Raw genomic sequence first — 15,078 nt, 5'->3', positions numbered from 1 at the left:
CCGCTCTTGCCGTTGCGCTGGTTGGTCGCGTTCTCGGGCCGCACGGCGCCGGCCGGATAGCCCAGATGGTGTCCAAGTTCGGCGCCCAGCGCCCGCTCGATCAGCGCCTTCTTGAACGCCGCTGAGGCGGCATGCACCGCTTCGGCCGTCATCGGCCCCTTCACGAACTGGTCGATCAGTTCCTTCGGAATGGACGGCAACGCCGTCAGGGCCTCGGGGGACGTCTTGGGTTTGCGTGGCATACATGCTCCTTGAGCTACATGTTATGCCTTACACACAAAATTTATGACAGGCCCGCGTTGCTTGCCAGTGAGGTTCTCGCGCCGCTTGAGCAGGCACCATCGAGACTTTTTGAGCACCGGCTCGTAGCCATCACGAGCCATGCGGCGTGATTCCTCCGCGCGAACCTCATCGATCGCCTTGTTCATCTTGGCCACGATATGGAAACGGTCGAGGATATTCAGGGCGTTCGGGCAATGAAGCGCGACCATTTCGAGGTAAGGTTTCCACATGTCCGAGCACACGAATTCAACCGTTTCGCACAGTTGCTGTCCGAGCATGGCAAAGAACTTCGAGAAGCTTTCCTTCGTGCGTTGCTGCCCGACCCAGAGCAGCCGCGTGCAGCCAGCCTCGATCTGGTAGACCAGTGTGAGGTAGTCGTGACCACGCCGGTACTGGATTTCGTCGACACCCAGCGCGCGGGGCGTGCCGAGTTCGCGATGGGTTAGCCCCCAGTCGACAACCCACTCCACAGCGTTGAAGACCTTCTCCCAGCTGGTTCGAAAGCTTTGTGCCGTTTCTTTCCACGACAGTTTGCGTGCCCACTGCGCCAGAAAGATCATGTAGGCACGGGTGAGCGTGTGCTTGCCGTTGGCCCATGGCAGGGCTTCGACTTTCACGCCACAGGTACGACAATCGACGCGTCGCATGGTATAGAGCAGGAACACGGCAAAGCCCCAGACGGGAATAAACTCGAAGCGGCGCTGCGTGAGCGAGTCGTAACCCCGGCCTGGCTGGCCACAGCATGAGCAGATGGGCTTCGAACCCTTGCGCGGGCGCACGTCAATTTCGATCGACTGGGTTGCCTCACACAGCCGCGCACCTTCATATACAAAAGCGGGAAAATGATGGCAGGCATTAAGCAGGCGGGTTAGCAACATGGCTAGCAAACTTGACGATGGCAAAGCGGCAATTCTCGCCGAACAGCAGGCGCTCGCGAAATATGTCCCGGATCTGCAGAACTGGGCCTCCTCATGGCGCTTCGAGGACACCGATATCCCTTGCGGGCAAGAAATCGTGGCCGTGTTCACCCCTTTCCTCATGAATCTGCTCGCACAGGGATTTGCGCGCAAAACGCTGAACCGGCACCGCGATCACCTATGGATGCTCGGTGGACATCTCATTGAAGTGCGTTACGAAGATCCTGATGCTGCGGCCTTGGACGCACGCACACTTGTGCTTCAGCAGGTCCATGAATACGGCGGTCCATTGATCTCCCGTCACCTCGACGAGCAAGCGCAAAACGCTTTCGACGCCACCTGCAAAAAGCTGTATCGCTTCCTGTGCCCTCCGTGAACTACCTCAAACTACCCACAGATACCCCCGACGATCCAAAAATTTTATGATCGACAACATCTTAGGAGCTCGGATTCAAATAGTCAAAGCTCTTCAATGCCGTTCATGTGTTCTCCATCTTCGTTGCAACTGTATCTTCACGGTTACGCTCCGCCGCTCCGATTTTCGAGCGGGACAGACCATTCTCTTCGCCTATATATAGGTTCACTTGTATAGGAAATTAACCGAGGGTGTAGTGTTAGAACGATTCTCTGAATTCGTCTCCCTCAGCATACTCGAGCGGTACCTCGATCAAAATCGGCTTGCTCCGATCACGTCCCGCAATAGCGGCATCAAGCTCTTCGAATGAGCTAGCCCGTGCCCCAGCAACGCCGTTCGCCTTGGCAAGCGCTGTGAAGTCCACGCTCCCGAACTTCAAGATTGCTTCGTTCGCTCCGTTTCCTCCCCGGTGCTGATATCGTTCAATTAGCCCGAACGCGTTGTTGTTCAAGATTAGCATGACGATAGGGAGCGTATGACGGGCTACTGTTTCCAGATCGCAACTCCCGGAGTGAAAGCCGCCATCTCCTGCAATAAGGAACACGGAGTTGTCCGGGTCAACAAACTGGGCTCCTATTGCACTTGCAAGCCCTGTCCCGAAGCTGGAGAGGCCAGCATCGGTAAAGAATTGGCCCGTGCTAGTCGGCTCGCTGAAAAGAATCGCGTGATGACGGTAGTATCCGATGTCTGTTATAAACTTGCCTCCGCCGATATTCTTGTTGACGGCCTCCACCACCTCGATGGGACTGAGCCGCCCGTACGAACTTCTCCGTCGGCGATGGGATTGTATTGTTGTCTTCAACTTATCGGCCGGAAAGTGCTGCTTCGGGGTGGCCGCATATTCACCCAGTTGCTGAAGCGCATCTAAGACGTTCGACGTTACCTCGAAGTCGAAGCGATACTTTTCCTTTATCGTTTCCGCAGAGTGGGCAGAAATGTGAATTACATTCTTAGGTTTTCCGCGGCACCACATCTTCGGCAAGATATCGTCGACGTACTGATAACCGAAGTTAAGAATGAGATCGACGTCATTGAAGACGTCGTCAAGCGCTGTCGGATAGTTGAGTATTCCTTCCATGTATGGGCTGGCCGAACCGATGTATAGGGGATCAGTCATGGATAGGAAGCCCTTGGCGTTTGCAGACGCCATCATCAGTATATTCCATCTTTTACAAAATTCGACCAGCTCACGCTCTGCGCCCGCTCTGACGACTTCGTGGCCGATCAGGCATATTGGACGCTCTGCTTTCCGCAAGTACTCGATAACTGTGCTAACGCTAGACGCGCTAAGGCTGGAACGGGGCCATAAGAGCCTGGTTGGTACTTCTGGGAATCCGTCGGCGACCAAACGCGGATGGGTCATCGAATATATATCGACCGGAATACTCAGATGCACAGGCCCCGGTGGGTCGACCATCATGACGGAGAACGCATGTTGCAGAACGTCAGGAAGATCTTCGGGATTTTCCAGCTCCAGCGAAAGCTTCGTGACCGGTGCGAAAATGGCGCGCTGATCCACGCATTGGTGGGTCACGTTGTAGTGGCGATCATCTCGTTCCAGTTGTGCGGAAACGATTAGAAGCGGCGAATGGTTGAGGTGGGCCGAAGCCGCAGCTGTTACCATATTTGTCGCGCCAGGCCCCATCGTGCAGAAAACAACCTGCGGGCGCAGCGTGCATCGGCCCGAAAACTCAGCTGCCACTCCGGCATTAAACTCCACTCGGCCCGTGACGAAATCTATGTCGTCCACTTCATTAAACAATATGTGCGCGTTCTCGCGGCCTGGGACCCCAAAGACGCGGGAAATGCCAGCATTTTTGATAAAGTGAAGCAGGTATTCGGAAACTTTCAAGATTATTCCCCGACTGATTCAGAAAAGGATTCAGAAAAGCGATTCGATTTCATCCAATTTAAGTACCAGAAACACATGCTGGCTTGGCAGGAAGTTGATTTCCGCTCGGCCGAAGGGTAGCTGATGCCTTGTCGGGATCCATGCAATGAGTATGCCAGCGGCAGAAGTCTGGAAGTGGGGAATTCTGTGTCCTTTTTATTGAGCAACCAGCGATCGCTATGGTCTGGAATAGAACATCAATGTTCCAAATGCGACGAATCAGCCAATAATTGCCATCAGCCTCGACTGGCGTTGTTGCTAAATCGGCGTACCGCACGGTGGTTTGTACAACAACACTCGTTTCGTTTCACGAACGTTCTTTCGAACGAGTACTGGCATTGGTCGCAGTGTCGCTAACGCGCGCAGCGCGATCATGGCTTCACGTCTTCACGCTTGCCGCGCCGTTGTACCACGTCAATCCCCGATGCAACTGTTTGTGCGTAGCGGTGGTCCTCCGGCCGCTCGAGAACGGGCCGCTAAAGCTGCCTCAGGCGAAGCGAGCCGGGCATTTGCTTAACGTGCATTGGACGACCGTATATCGACGACGGCCGAAGAGTTGCTGTTCGAGCGCGGCGTCGTGGTCAGTTATGAAACTGATCGGGCGTTGCTGCGACAAATTCGGCGCGTGCTCTGCACGTCGCGTTAAAGCTTCTCGGCGCAGACGGGGCGCGACATGGCACTTCGACGAGGTCTTCGTGGCGCTGCGCGGCGAACCCAGGCTGCTGTGATGTGGTCGACGAGAAGACCAACCATGTTTTCGATGCGATCGCCGTGTCATTCGAGAACAAGGCTTCGAGGTCTACGGAGTGCTATGCCAAAACGTTTTCGCGCCTAAAGCCGATAGGCCGACCACTACCGCCGCTGTCTCCTTTTTATATGCCAGAAACGCTGCTATGCGACGTGTGTGACATGCCGCCCGCCACGAAGCTGTGCCTGAGGACCGCCTTCGATGACTTCCGCTGACCGACGGTAAGCAAATGGCAGATGCTTTGCTCGGATCCTTGTGATCACGCTCCGGAGATAGCTGTTCGCTTGTCACCGACCTGCATCAAACGTCGGAAACACATCGCGGGCTACGGGGCATGAGATGGATGCCAGCCAGCATGCAGCGCACCGAGCCGCCGGCGAGTTCGATCGTCGGGACGTTGAGCGGGACCAACCGCGCCGAGCGCTGGATTGTCGCGCGCTGGTCAAGCGTGAGGCAATCCAGCGCCCGGCGTGACAGCGCGAGCACCCGCCCGGTCTTGCCGGACAATTCCAGCGTATTGCCTGCGAAGTTCTCGATCTGCGATTGATCGAGCGCGATCAACGTGCGTCCCGTTTCGGTTAGACGACGCGCGATCTCCTCGCGGCGGTGGCGATCCGTTACCAGGTCTAGGCAAATCATCGCAAATTCGGTCGCGATGCTCATCATCACGTTGGTGTGGTAGATCGGCCGGCCCTCTGCGTCGGCCGTATCGAAGCAGATTGGTTCGAAATTGAAGTGCGTGCAGAAACGTTCGAGTGCGACCGGATCGGCGCGGCGCGATCGCGCGGTGTATGCGATCCGCGCCACATGGTCGAGCACCATTGCGCCGGTTCCTTCGAGGAACACCTCGTCGTATTCGAGTCCCGAATAGTCGATTACGTCCTGCACCCGGTACTTGGCCTTCAGCATCTCGATGACGTCGGGGCGCCGCTCGCGGCGGCGGTTCACGCTGCGCATCGGGTACAGTGCAATGTGTCCGCCAGGATGCGTCGAGAACCAGTTGTTCGGAAACACGGAGTCAGGCGTGTCAAGTTCGCCGTGGTCGTCGAACAGGTGCACGCGCACGCCGGCATCAGCGAGCGCCTGAGCAGCGGTTGTGACTTCGTCGCGTGCGATGGAGGATACCGACGCGGAGCGGCTCGCGTCGTCGTCGGACGCGTGCTGAAACGCGTTGTCGGCCGCGGTCTGCGGATTCGGCAGGAAGCAGTGAGGCCGGACCATCACGACGGAAGACGGCGCCTGAATCGATACTGTATTCATGGAGAGCTGAGAGGTAGGCAAAAGACCGGGCGGCGCGAGCCGCCCGAGCTGGATGATCAGCGCGCGAACGCGTTGACGGTTTCTGTGGCGGACTCCGTCTGACCCTGCGCGATCGCGACCGGATCGTCGATCAGCGCGAACAGGTTCTTCGGATCGACGGCCGGCGGAATCAGCGCGATCTGGACGCCCGCGTTGTTCTGCTGCGCGAGTGCGTACAGGTAGCGCAGCGCCGAGTAATCCTCGAGCGCGAAGCCGACGGAATCGAACACCGTGACTTCGTCCGCGCGTTCGCGGCCGGTCGTCTCGCCCTGCAGCACGCGCCACAGTTCGGTCACCGGGAAGTCGGCCGGCATCTGCTGGATCTCGCCCTCGATCCGCGACTGCGGCTCGAATTCGACGAACACGCGGCCCGCGTACAGGACGCCCGCTTCTAGCTCGGTCTTGCCCGGGCAATCGCCGCCGACCGCGTTCACGTGCATGCCGGGCTCGATCATGTCGGACGTGATGATCGTCGCGTACGCCTTGTCGGCGGTGACGGTCGTCACGATGTCGGCGCCACGCACGGCGTCGGCGGTCGACGCGGCGCGCACAACACGCAACGCCGGATACGCGGCGAGGTTTTGCACGAGCTTTTCGGTCGCGTCCGGGTCGACGTCGAACGCGCGGATCTCCTCGATGCCGAGCAGCGTGTGGAACGCGATCGCCTGGAATTCGCTCTGCGCGCCGTTGCCGATCAGCGCCATCGTGCGGGAGTCTGGGCGGGCGAGCGCCTGCGCGGCCAGCACCGACATCGCGGCCGTGCGCAGCGCCGTCGTCAGCGTGAGTTCAGCGAGCAGCAGCGGATAGCCGGTGTCGACTTCGGCGAGCGCGCCAAACGCCATCACCGTGTGCATCCCGCGCGCGGCGTTGACGGGATGGCCGTTTACGTACTTGAACGCGAACAACGATGCGTTCGCAACGGGCATCAGCTCGATCACGCCGTCGCGCGAGTGGCACGCGACGCGCGGCGACTTGTCAAAATCGGCCCAGTTGAGGTAGTCGGCGCGCAGTGTGTCGACGAGTTCACGAAGAAACGGCGTGGCGCCAGTCCTTGCTATCAGTCGCGCAGTGGCAGGAACGTCGAGGAAACGTGTCATTGGTGTATCTCCTGGAGTGAGCGCGGCGAAAACCACCGCTCGATGGAGATATTGTTGCAAGGAGGGCGCCCAGCAGATAGATGACAAAATCCTCAAATTTCCCGATAAGCTATCCAAAATGCTCGATCCGATTCGACAACATGATCGGTTCGCGCTGGTCGAGCAGGGCCAGACGCGACATGCTTGCGGCTGGACGACATCTAACAGGAGCGACAGGTCCGATGGTTATTCTCGACGACGTGGATCGTCAGCTAATTTCGCTGCTGCGCGATAACGCGCGGCTGTCGGTCGTTGCGCTCGCGAAGAATTTGCGCATCGCGCGTGCGACCGTGCAGAATCGGATTACTCGATTCGAGAAACACGGTGTGATCATTGGCTATACCGTTCGGTTGAAGCCAGCTGTCGAACGCCACCGCATCCGCGCGCTGATGTCAATCGCTGTCGAGGGCAATCGAGCCGCCGAAGTCGTGAAAGTTCTGCGCGGACATCCGAACGTCGTGTCGATCCATAGCACCAACGGCAGATGGGACCTTGTCGTCGAACTGCAGGCCGATTCGCTGGAGAGCTTCGATCGCGTGCTCGGCGCGATCCGTCGTGTTGACGGAATCGCGAACTCCGAGACGAGCATTCTCTTGTCGACGCATAAGGTTTGAAGGCCTGATGACTTTGTAACGGCTCACAAGGAAAGGGGACAGGCAGCGTTTGAAAGGGGCGAGAGTCTGTTGTGGTGTAAGGCGCTTTCCTCAGTTATATGCGTAGACCTGTATCCCTGCGTTGGCGAACTCCGATAGCCAATCCGACCATCAAGCCACAACGGTTCAGGAAGGCGCGCGGTGCCTTCTTGTCGGTTCGGGAAAGCCACTGCCGCACCCTCGTATCTTCGCGACATTCTACGGCTTGGGTATACCGATTCCGTATAGACGCCAAATTTTTCCGCATTGGACGCCACGCCAACTTGCCAAGCATGATGGGCTTGCCACCCCGTACGTCTTCAGATGGCCGGGGCTTGGGAGCAGGAAGACTTCAATTGATGCGCCACTTCCGGAAGCGATCGGCTTTGGGTCATCGTAGGAAGTCTGCCGCGCGGCAATCACGCCGAACGCGCGTCGCCGCGTAAATTTGTTGCCCGCTTTTGGGGGCCAGTGAGGAGATCCAAAATGAAGGTGATTACGACTTTGCTGCTTGCGTTTGTCGCAACCAGTCTTTCGACGAGCGCGTCTGCGCAAGACCCCAAAGTGCTTCGCTTCGGCGTAGACAGCTCGTATCCGCCATTTGAGTCCAAGTCTCCAGATGGACGGCTGGTTGGGTTCGACATAGACCTCGGCAACGAGATCTGCGCGAGGATGAAGGTCAAGTGCGTCTGGATTGAAAATTCCTTTGATGGGATCATAGCCGCACTTCAGGCGCGGAAATTCGATGCAATCAACTCGTCGCTGTCGAATAATTCACAGCGCGCCGCAATCATCGATTTCAGCGACAAGTTATATGCGCCAATCGAAAAACTGGTCGTCAAAGGTGGTTCTGGACTGGCGGCAACAGTGGAATCCCTCAGAGGAAAGCGCGTTGGCGTGCTCCAGGGAAGTACACAGGAAAGCTATGCGAGAAAGTACTGGGGCGAAAACGGAGTCAACATCGTTTCGTATCAGACGCAGGACCAGGCATGGGCAGACCTCGTTGACGGTCGCCTTGACGCGGTGTTTGCGTTTGCCCCGCAGGCTGAGAGCGGCTTTCTGAAGACCGCTCAAGGTCGCGGCTATGGCTTTGCTGGTGGGCCTCAAATCAGGGATGCTGCGATATTTGGTAACGGGGTATGCATCGGTGTCCGAAAGGACGATAAGGTCCTTCTTAATGGGATCAATAACGCGATCGACGCCATACGCAAAGACGGTACCTATGACAGGCTCGCAGAAAAGTACTTCACGTATGATGTGTACGGCGGGTGACATCCTCGCGGACCTCCGAACATGCGCACAGTATTTGAACACGGCCCGTGATTGCATCAATGCCGTGATTCGCCGTCGAGCCCCGGGTTGGAGCGTTTTGTAGCCGTGGGCATCTTATAACGCCTCACAAGCTCGTTGCACGAACGATCTTTGACATGCCTTGTCAATCGACAGGCCCGACAACTTCTTCGTGTGCTAGCCGCCTATGCTGACCGCACAGGCGGCTACCCCAAGCCATCCACGGTTAAAAATGGGCCGCCAGCCAGTCGAGCCTGCTTACTTCATCCATGGCTTATTCGTTCCAGATTTTCAGCTCGCGTTCTATCTCGCATTGGAGCAGAGTTGCAAACTCGCTAACGAGTTGCGGGGCGATATCATGTGGCGGATAAAGAAGAAAGCTGCGGCAACATAGGGACGGCGAGAAAGGAAGAACCTTTACTCCCTGGCCGACGAAGTCCGTTGCAACGAGTGGATGAACCAACGTCACACCCATACCCAGTTTCACCATCTCACAGCACGTAGCACTGTATTGTGCTTCGAGTGTTAGCTTGCGCTCAACTCCTTCGGCTTCAAACAACTGGTCAATGTTTTCCCGCGAACCATCGCCTTGACACATGGAGATGAACTCCTCTCCGCGAAGGTCGCTCGCCTTGATTGCGGTGCGGCGAGCGAGCGGATGCGCTTTCGGAACCATGCAAAGAGCCTGAGCATCTGGTAACCGGGTAATCTGACACGTTGCCGCCCCTGAAACGAAGGCCACGACTCCGACGTCGCAAAACTGCGACGAGACCCACTGCTCAACCGTGATCGATGAGTTGGTATGGATTGAGATGTTGACTCCCGGTCTCGTCCGTCTGAAACGTTCAACGACCCTCGGAAGGAAACTAAGTCCAATGCCCGGCACCGCTCCGATGCGAAGGCGACCGCTTCCGAGGTTACGAATGGTATCTGCCGCGTACGTCAGGCTTTTTAGTCCCACAAAGACCCGCTGAACTTCGCGAAACAAAGCTTTGGCCTCTGGCCGTGGCAGCAGGCGTCCGCCTGTGCGATCAAATAGGACAAGGCGCGTGTCATTCTCCAGTTGTGCAATGAGCCTGCTCACGTTGGGCTGGGTTGTCTGCAGATCGCGCGCTGCACCGGTCATTGACCCTGACTCCATTACTGCACGAAATGCCTCGATTTGTCGGAGCTTCATTGGGTCACCCATAAGGAAATGGTATACGCACCCATTGTATTGGCATTTGACCGCTTGTGGGGCGCGCGTCACGATAGCGGTGCGGGCTGGTTTGTATGTATCCGGCGCTATCGGAGGTGACAGGTAGCGCGTCGCGTCAGAGGCGTGGGGGGCATTCGGTGACTCGGAGCGGAGGATTTTTAGGTATCCGAATCTGGACAACGATTGACGCTGATGCCGATGCGCATGCGTGGTGTGGCATCCGAGAGTGAGCCGTTACGTCATAAATTTTTTAGCGAAAGAGGAGATTTCATGATCCGCCGGCTGGAGATTACGGGGCGATTGAGCAAGGTATTGATCGCGAATGGATTCGTTTTTTTGTCTGGGCTAACGGCCCGCGACACTACAGGGGGCGTCAAGGAGCAGGTGGCAGATATCCTCGCGCAGATTGATGACTTTCTGCTGGCCGCCGGCAGTGCCAAGTCCCGTATTGCTGTTGCGAATATCTGGCTTAAGGATGTCAACACCTTCGATGAGCTAAACGAAGTATGGGAAGCTTGGGTCGATAAAGAGCATCCCCCCACGCGCGCGACGGTCGAGTCGAAGTTGGCAGGGGAAGACATCCTCGTCGAGATCCAGGTTCAGGCGGTGGCCTGAACAGGACACGCGTGATGTTGCCAGAGCGATATACGTTTATCAGAGGGAAGGGCAAATGAATCTGCAGGGAAAAGCTCCGAATGATCCGTCCTGGTGGTTTGAGGAAGCGCTCCGCAGCGAGGGGGTACAACCTGCGGCGCCGGCCCTTACCGGGGTGCTCACGGTTGACGTGGTGATCGTCGGTGGCGGGTATACTGGACTGTGGACCGCCCTGGCCCTCAAGGAACGCGCCCCGCATCTCGTCGTCGCTCTCATTGAATCGTCCCAGTGTGGTTCCGGCGCTAGCGGTAAAAATGGAGGGAAGGTTAGCGGATACTGGCCGTCTCTCACCGGAATCGCGGCGAACATTGGCCCAGATGCGGCGTTGGCCGTTGCAAGAGCCGGTACTCGGGCTCAGGACGCTATTCGGCTGTTTGCTACCGAGCCTGGTCGCGACGTATGGTGGCGTGAAAACGGTCATATGCGCGTCTCCGCAGCACCGGCGCAAGACGCCCAAATCGCAACATACCTTGATACGGCACGGCAACTCGGCGTAGCGGACACCGTACGGTCGCTGACGGCCGAAGAAGTACAGGAGATTTGCCGATCTCCCGTTTTCCGGGACGGCATATATTTCCCCGAGGGCGCGACTGTTCAACCAGCACGTCTGGCGCGCCAGTTGCGGGCTGCGGCAATCGCTGCGGATGTGAAGGTATTCGAAGGCACGCCGATGATCCGGCTCGACGAGGGAACGCTCAATCGCGTTGTCACCCCTACCGGTGAAATCATCGCAAAGGAAGTGGTACTGGCGACCAATATCGAACTCGCGAAGCGCAGGGAGATCGTCCCATTTCTTACCGTGTTCTCATCCTACGCATTGGTGACGCAACCGGCGCCCGAGAAAATCAGCCTGATGGGCTGGAAGCGGGAGGAGGGCATCACTGACTTACGGATGTTCGTCCACTATTTCCGGAAGATTATCGATGGGCGGGTCCTCATGGGTTCTGGCTCGGGCCCCATCGGATTTGGTGGACATACGTCGGATCCGCGACTGACTACTGACATGGCGTCCGCAGTGCGCGCGGAGCGCGGACTCCGTCGCCTGTTGCCGGCCTTTGGAGACGTTCAGATTGATCGAACGTGGGGCGGTGGCATCGATATCTCGTTCGACCGGCTACCGTTCTTTCGAACGTTATCGGGAACGCGCATCCACTACGCCTGCGGATATTCTGGGCATGGCGTTAATCCCACATACATTGGGGGGCAATGTCTTGCGTCGCTCGTCTTGCGGTCAAAAGACGAATGGAGTTCGCTACCTTTCTGTACGCGAGAGCCACGAGCGCTGCCGCCGGAGCCTTTTCGATATGTTGGCGGGCGCTTCGTACGCTGGGGCATCCTCCGATGCGAAGAAGACGAGGAAGTTGGCAAGAGGTCCCGATTGTTGCCTCGTGTCGCTGCGGCCATCCCCAAAACGTTTGGCTTGAGAATCGGAACCCGATGATGGCGAGCACATCCATTGGCGGCCGATGCCCGCAGGCGGTGTTAGACCAACGGCGAAGCTCGCTCTAATCGGCACCGGGAAGACTATCCGGGTATGTCGCACTCTTCGCAATCTGGGCAGCGCAGGGTGGCCGTTCATGACCCGTAGGAGGACCACTCAGCGACAAGGGATGTCACCTCATAAGGAGTTCAGCGGCGAAAAAGCCCGATGGTCTGCTGCCGCATGTCGGTTCCGTTCACACTAACCTTGTTTGCATAACGAATGGAAATGGGCCGCTGCGCGCCCGATGGGGCGCCCTTTCTGGCCGTCTGGATTCTCTTTGCCGTCCGGGGTGGCTGATTGGGGGAGCACACAGCAGAGATGCGGGGCTTTCGACTAGCCGTTAACTTATCTACAGCAAGCGTGGAGACGAGTGTGTTTCTATTCGGATTTGGCCTGCAGCTGATGGCCGAGGCCGTGTAAAAACGCGCAGAACGGCGGACCGGTGACGCCCGGTGGGAAGCGCCGTTGCGTTAGGCCGAGATACCGGCAGATGACGCGATCGTGTTTACTGGCAAACAGCGTCGGCGCGCGAGTTCACGCGCCTGCCAGCTTCATTGCACGCATCGTCTTTGCGAACCCGAGAATCCTGATGACGCGTTTGAGGTTGTAGGCCAGCACATGCAAACTCATTTCAGCTCCGACATGGCCAAGTCCGCGCGTCTGGAAGTGCGTCGATCCCATCCAGTGCTTGAGTGTGCCGAACACATGCTCAACTGTCCGGCGTCGTATCGTCATGGCGTCTAGCTGGCGATCCAGCCTGGCCTGCATCGCCTCAAGCACCGCTTCGTGTTCCCATCGTCGGATACGACGGTAGTCAGCAGGCGTGCACTGGCGTTTCATTGGGCACTTCGGGCAAGCGCTACTCCAGTACGTTCGCAGCTCCAGCAGATTGGCACCTTCGAAGGAGGTGTATCGGTATGTCGCACGTTGACCTGCTGGACACAGGTACTCGTCATCACGGGCAATGTAGATGAAGTCGGCCCGGTCGAACCGTCCATCCGCCTTTGCACCTGATGTCTGTGTTTTCGGCACCAGCGCCGCAATACCCGAGTCATCGCACGCCTTGATTTCCGGAGCACTGAAGTACCCGCGATCAGCCAGTGCCCTGATTGTCTTCTTGCCCATCGCATCGCGTGCGGCCTTGGCCATCGGGCTTAGCTGCGCGTGGTCACCACCGACGTTCGTAACTTCGTGGGTCACGATGAGGTGATGCTTCGTATCGACAGCCACCTGAACGTTGTAGCCCACCACGCCTGTACCCTTGGCCTGCGACATCATCGAGCGCGAGTCAGGATCGGTCAGCGAGACCTGTTTGCCCGGTAAATCACTCAACAGTTCTGCGGCACGATCCAGATCGCGCATCTGCTCGCGAAGAGTTTCAATCTTTTCCCGTAGCCGTTTAGTTTTCGCTTCCACCTCGGCTGGTTGCGTGCGATCTGCCGTCTCCAGGGCATCTAGATAGCGCTGAATACTTTGCTCGATCTGTTCCTGACGCCTTGCAATCTTGTTGGGCGTAAAGTTGTTATCGCGGCTGTTGACCGCCTTGAACTTGCTGCCGTCGATGGCGACGGCAGCTTGGGTGAAGAGCTTCAGGTCACGGCATATCACCACGAAGCGCCGGCATACGTTGCGAATGCCCGCGCTGTTGCTGCGTCTGAACTCGGCGATCGTCTTGAAGTCCGGTGCGAGGCGACCGGTCAGCCACATCAGTTCGACATTGCGCTCGCACTCGCGCTCCAGACGTCGGCTCGACTGCACGCGATTGAGATAGCCGTAGATATAGAGCTTGAGCAGAACAGCTGGATGGTAAGACGGTCGGCCCGTAGTCGCGGGCGTGGTGCCCTCGAATCCCATTGAAGCCAGATCGAGCTCGTCTACGAATGCATCGACTATCCGGACAGGGTTGTCTTCGGCGATAAAGTCCTCAAGACATTCCGGCAGCAACGTTGCCTGATTGCGGTTTGCACCTTCGACAAATCGCCCCATCTCCGCCTCTCGCGCTAACAGGTTGATTCAGTCTAGGCGATCGGGCGCGTTTTGACACACCCTCGGCCGGTACTGTCCGTACAATCGAACTATCGGTGCTGTCCCTTGCGGCCGCGGTTGTCCTTGGACTCATGGGCGCCGTGGCAAAACTATCGCAAAATCGTGGCTTTCGCACAATCGGCTCGGCATATACGACCTTGATTCGATCGGTACCGGACCTTGTACTAATGCTTCTTATCTTTTACAGCATCCAGATTGAGATCAATAATCTAACTGATGCCTTGGGACTCGCGCAATTTGACATCGACCCGTTATCGGCAGGCGTCCTGACACTCGGCTTCATATATGGAGCCTGCTTCACGGAAACATTCCGGGGTGCATTCCTTTCAGTGCCGCGCGGTCAGCTTGAAGCGGGGGCCGCCTATGGGATGAATGCGGTTCTTGTTTTTCGACGCATCTTATTTCCTCAAATGATGCGCTTCGCACTCCCAAGCATCGGCAACAACTGGCAAGTTCTGGTTAAGGCGACAGCGCTGGTCTCGATTATCGGCCTGACAGACGTCGTAAAGGTCGCACAGGATGCGGGCAAGAGCACCTACCCATGCCACGGGGCTCCGATACAAACGTATATTGGGTTGGAAAAACGACAACGCGACGACGAATGTTGGCTTCGTCGCCGCGCGTCTCACCAACGGGCTGCACACGCCCGAGAGCGGATACTTCCGCGGCCCCTCCATAGGCAGTATGACTTCACGTGAGGTAGACGGCTGGCCTGCCGTGAGGAATCAAACGCGGGTTAGCATTGCTGCCAGAGCCGCACGGTGTGGACGGTGCCACACCCGGCGATTTCCGCGCGGAGGCCGGCGGGTAGCAGCAACGCATTGCTGCGTCGCCGCCCCCTAAGAACGCAGCGTGCGACTTTCACCGCACTGCGCTCAAGCACAGCGTTAAGTGTCGTCCCGACACCGACCATGTTGACTACACATGGACTTCGCATACGTCTCATCGTTGATTCACCGTATTGTCACGGCGAGAGGCGCCGAACCGTAGTGATACCGGCTTCTTCCAGGCTTCCTCTCGTCGAACCTCAGACGATGGCATACGACAGCTGCACCATGCGGAAGTGGGCACCCTTTCAGGTCAGGGC

Annotated in this window: 10 protein-coding genes and 4 pseudogenes; 7 read left to right on the top strand and 7 right to left on the bottom strand. The window is 57.6% G+C overall.

Features of this window, described 5'->3' with window-relative positions; translation table 11 throughout:
* Nucleotides 1-242 (bottom strand): annotated as a pseudogene (locus tag E1N52_RS41820) (IS256 family transposase); the annotation flags it as partial.
* Between the two features lie 54 nt (nucleotides 243-296).
* A pseudogene (locus E1N52_RS41815) lies at nucleotides 297-1,160 on the bottom strand (ISL3 family transposase); the annotation flags it as partial.
* On the opposite strand from E1N52_RS41815, the gene E1N52_RS41810 reads away from it, so the two are divergent.
* Complete coding sequence (locus E1N52_RS41810) at nucleotides 1,159-1,575, top strand: hypothetical protein (protein ID WP_133190828.1); 417 nt, start codon at nucleotides 1,159-1,161, stop codon at nucleotides 1,573-1,575. The pseudogene E1N52_RS41815 and the gene E1N52_RS41810 overlap by 2 nt on opposite strands.
* 238 nt (nucleotides 1,576-1,813) lie before the next feature.
* Here the strand turns inward: E1N52_RS41810 and E1N52_RS41805 are convergent, their stop codons facing one another.
* A complete protein-coding gene (locus E1N52_RS41805) occupies nucleotides 1,814-3,466 on the bottom strand; it encodes a thiamine pyrophosphate-binding protein (RefSeq protein WP_133190826.1) in 1,653 nt (550 codons plus the stop codon).
* 589 nt (nucleotides 3,467-4,055) lie between these two features.
* Here E1N52_RS41805 and E1N52_RS45165 point away from each other — a divergent pair.
* A pseudogene (locus tag E1N52_RS45165) lies at nucleotides 4,056-4,230 on the top strand (IS6 family transposase); the annotation flags it as partial.
* Between the two features lie 323 nt (nucleotides 4,231-4,553).
* Here the strand turns inward: E1N52_RS45165 and ctlX are convergent.
* Complete coding sequence (gene ctlX, locus E1N52_RS41795) at nucleotides 4,554-5,513, bottom strand: citrulline utilization hydrolase CtlX (protein ID WP_133190824.1); 960 nt, start codon at nucleotides 5,511-5,513, stop codon at nucleotides 4,554-4,556.
* A 56-nt stretch (nucleotides 5,514-5,569) separates the two neighbouring features.
* On the bottom strand, nucleotides 5,570-6,649 hold the full coding sequence (locus E1N52_RS41790) for an ornithine cyclodeaminase (protein ID WP_133190822.1): 1,080 nt from the start codon (nucleotides 6,647-6,649) through the stop codon (nucleotides 5,570-5,572).
* A 221-nt stretch (nucleotides 6,650-6,870) separates the two neighbouring features.
* Here E1N52_RS41790 and E1N52_RS41785 point away from each other — a divergent pair, with 221 nt between their 5' ends.
* Together E1N52_RS41785 and E1N52_RS41780 are read left to right on the top strand one after the other, a co-directional pair.
* The gene (locus E1N52_RS41785; protein WP_133190820.1) at nucleotides 6,871-7,302 is read left to right on the top strand and encodes an Lrp/AsnC family transcriptional regulator; all 432 of its coding nucleotides are present in this window, start codon (nucleotides 6,871-6,873) and stop codon (nucleotides 7,300-7,302) included.
* A 504-nt stretch (nucleotides 7,303-7,806) separates the two neighbouring features.
* Nucleotides 7,807-8,592: an ABC transporter substrate-binding protein gene (locus tag E1N52_RS41780; protein WP_133190818.1), complete on the top strand. Its 786-nt coding sequence runs from the start codon at nucleotides 7,807-7,809 to the stop codon at nucleotides 8,590-8,592.
* A 292-nt stretch (nucleotides 8,593-8,884) separates the two neighbouring features.
* Here the strand turns inward: E1N52_RS41780 and E1N52_RS41775 are convergent, their stop codons facing one another.
* Nucleotides 8,885-9,736, bottom strand: a complete 852-nt coding sequence (locus tag E1N52_RS41775; RefSeq protein ID WP_246089454.1) for a LysR family transcriptional regulator — start codon at nucleotides 9,734-9,736, stop codon at nucleotides 8,885-8,887.
* Nucleotides 9,737-10,078: 342 nt separating this feature from the next.
* On the opposite strand from E1N52_RS41775, the gene E1N52_RS41770 reads away from it, so the two are divergent.
* Together E1N52_RS41770 and E1N52_RS41765 are read left to right on the top strand one after the other, a co-directional pair.
* Nucleotides 10,079-10,423 carry a RidA family protein gene (locus tag E1N52_RS41770; RefSeq protein WP_133190814.1) on the top strand — a complete coding sequence of 115 codons (345 nt, stop codon included), beginning with the start codon at nucleotides 10,079-10,081 and terminating at the stop codon, nucleotides 10,421-10,423.
* 55 nt (nucleotides 10,424-10,478) lie between these two features.
* A complete protein-coding gene (locus E1N52_RS41765; protein WP_133190812.1) occupies nucleotides 10,479-11,903 on the top strand; it encodes an NAD(P)/FAD-dependent oxidoreductase in 1,425 nt (474 codons plus the stop codon).
* Between the two features lie 576 nt (nucleotides 11,904-12,479).
* Here the strand turns inward: E1N52_RS41765 and E1N52_RS41760 are convergent.
* Nucleotides 12,480-13,931, bottom strand: coding sequence for an IS1182 family transposase (locus tag E1N52_RS41760; RefSeq protein ID WP_133190810.1), 1,452 nt, complete (start codon nucleotides 13,929-13,931; stop codon nucleotides 12,480-12,482).
* Between the two features lie 65 nt (nucleotides 13,932-13,996).
* Between E1N52_RS41760 and E1N52_RS41755 the strand changes: the two are divergent.
* Nucleotides 13,997-14,530, top strand: a pseudogene (locus tag E1N52_RS41755) (ABC transporter permease); the annotation flags it as partial.
* Nucleotides 14,531-15,078 lie beyond the last annotated feature (548 nt).

It is taken from the genome of Paraburkholderia guartelaensis, from assembly GCF_004353905.1.
Taxonomy (GTDB): Bacteria; Pseudomonadota; Gammaproteobacteria; order Burkholderiales; family Burkholderiaceae; genus Paraburkholderia; species Paraburkholderia guartelaensis.
This window is presented reverse-complemented; position numbering and strand designations above follow the sequence as displayed.

Excerpts from the sequence above, each read along its gene's own strand:
- E1N52_RS41810 (WP_133190828.1), top strand. The coding sequence starts at position 1,159 with ATGGCTAGCAAACTTGACGATGGCAAAGCGGCAATTCTCGCCGAACAG.
- ctlX (WP_133190824.1), bottom strand. The coding sequence starts at position 5,513 with ATGAATACAGTATCGATTCAGGCGCCGTCTTCCGTCGTGATGGTCCGG.
- E1N52_RS41790 (WP_133190822.1), bottom strand. The coding sequence starts at position 6,649 with ATGACACGTTTCCTCGACGTTCCTGCCACTGCGCGACTGATAGCAAGG.
- E1N52_RS41785 (WP_133190820.1), top strand. The coding sequence starts at position 6,871 with ATGGTTATTCTCGACGACGTGGATCGTCAGCTAATTTCGCTGCTGCGC.
- E1N52_RS41780 (WP_133190818.1), top strand. The coding sequence starts at position 7,807 with ATGAAGGTGATTACGACTTTGCTGCTTGCGTTTGTCGCAACCAGTCTT.
- E1N52_RS41775 (WP_246089454.1), bottom strand. The coding sequence starts at position 9,736 with ATGACCGGTGCAGCGCGCGATCTGCAGACAACCCAGCCCAACGTGAGC.
- E1N52_RS41770 (WP_133190814.1), top strand. The coding sequence starts at position 10,079 with ATGATCCGCCGGCTGGAGATTACGGGGCGATTGAGCAAGGTATTGATC.
- E1N52_RS41765 (WP_133190812.1), top strand. The coding sequence starts at position 10,479 with ATGAATCTGCAGGGAAAAGCTCCGAATGATCCGTCCTGGTGGTTTGAG.
- E1N52_RS41760 (WP_133190810.1), bottom strand. The coding sequence starts at position 13,931 with ATGGGGCGATTTGTCGAAGGTGCAAACCGCAATCAGGCAACGTTGCTG.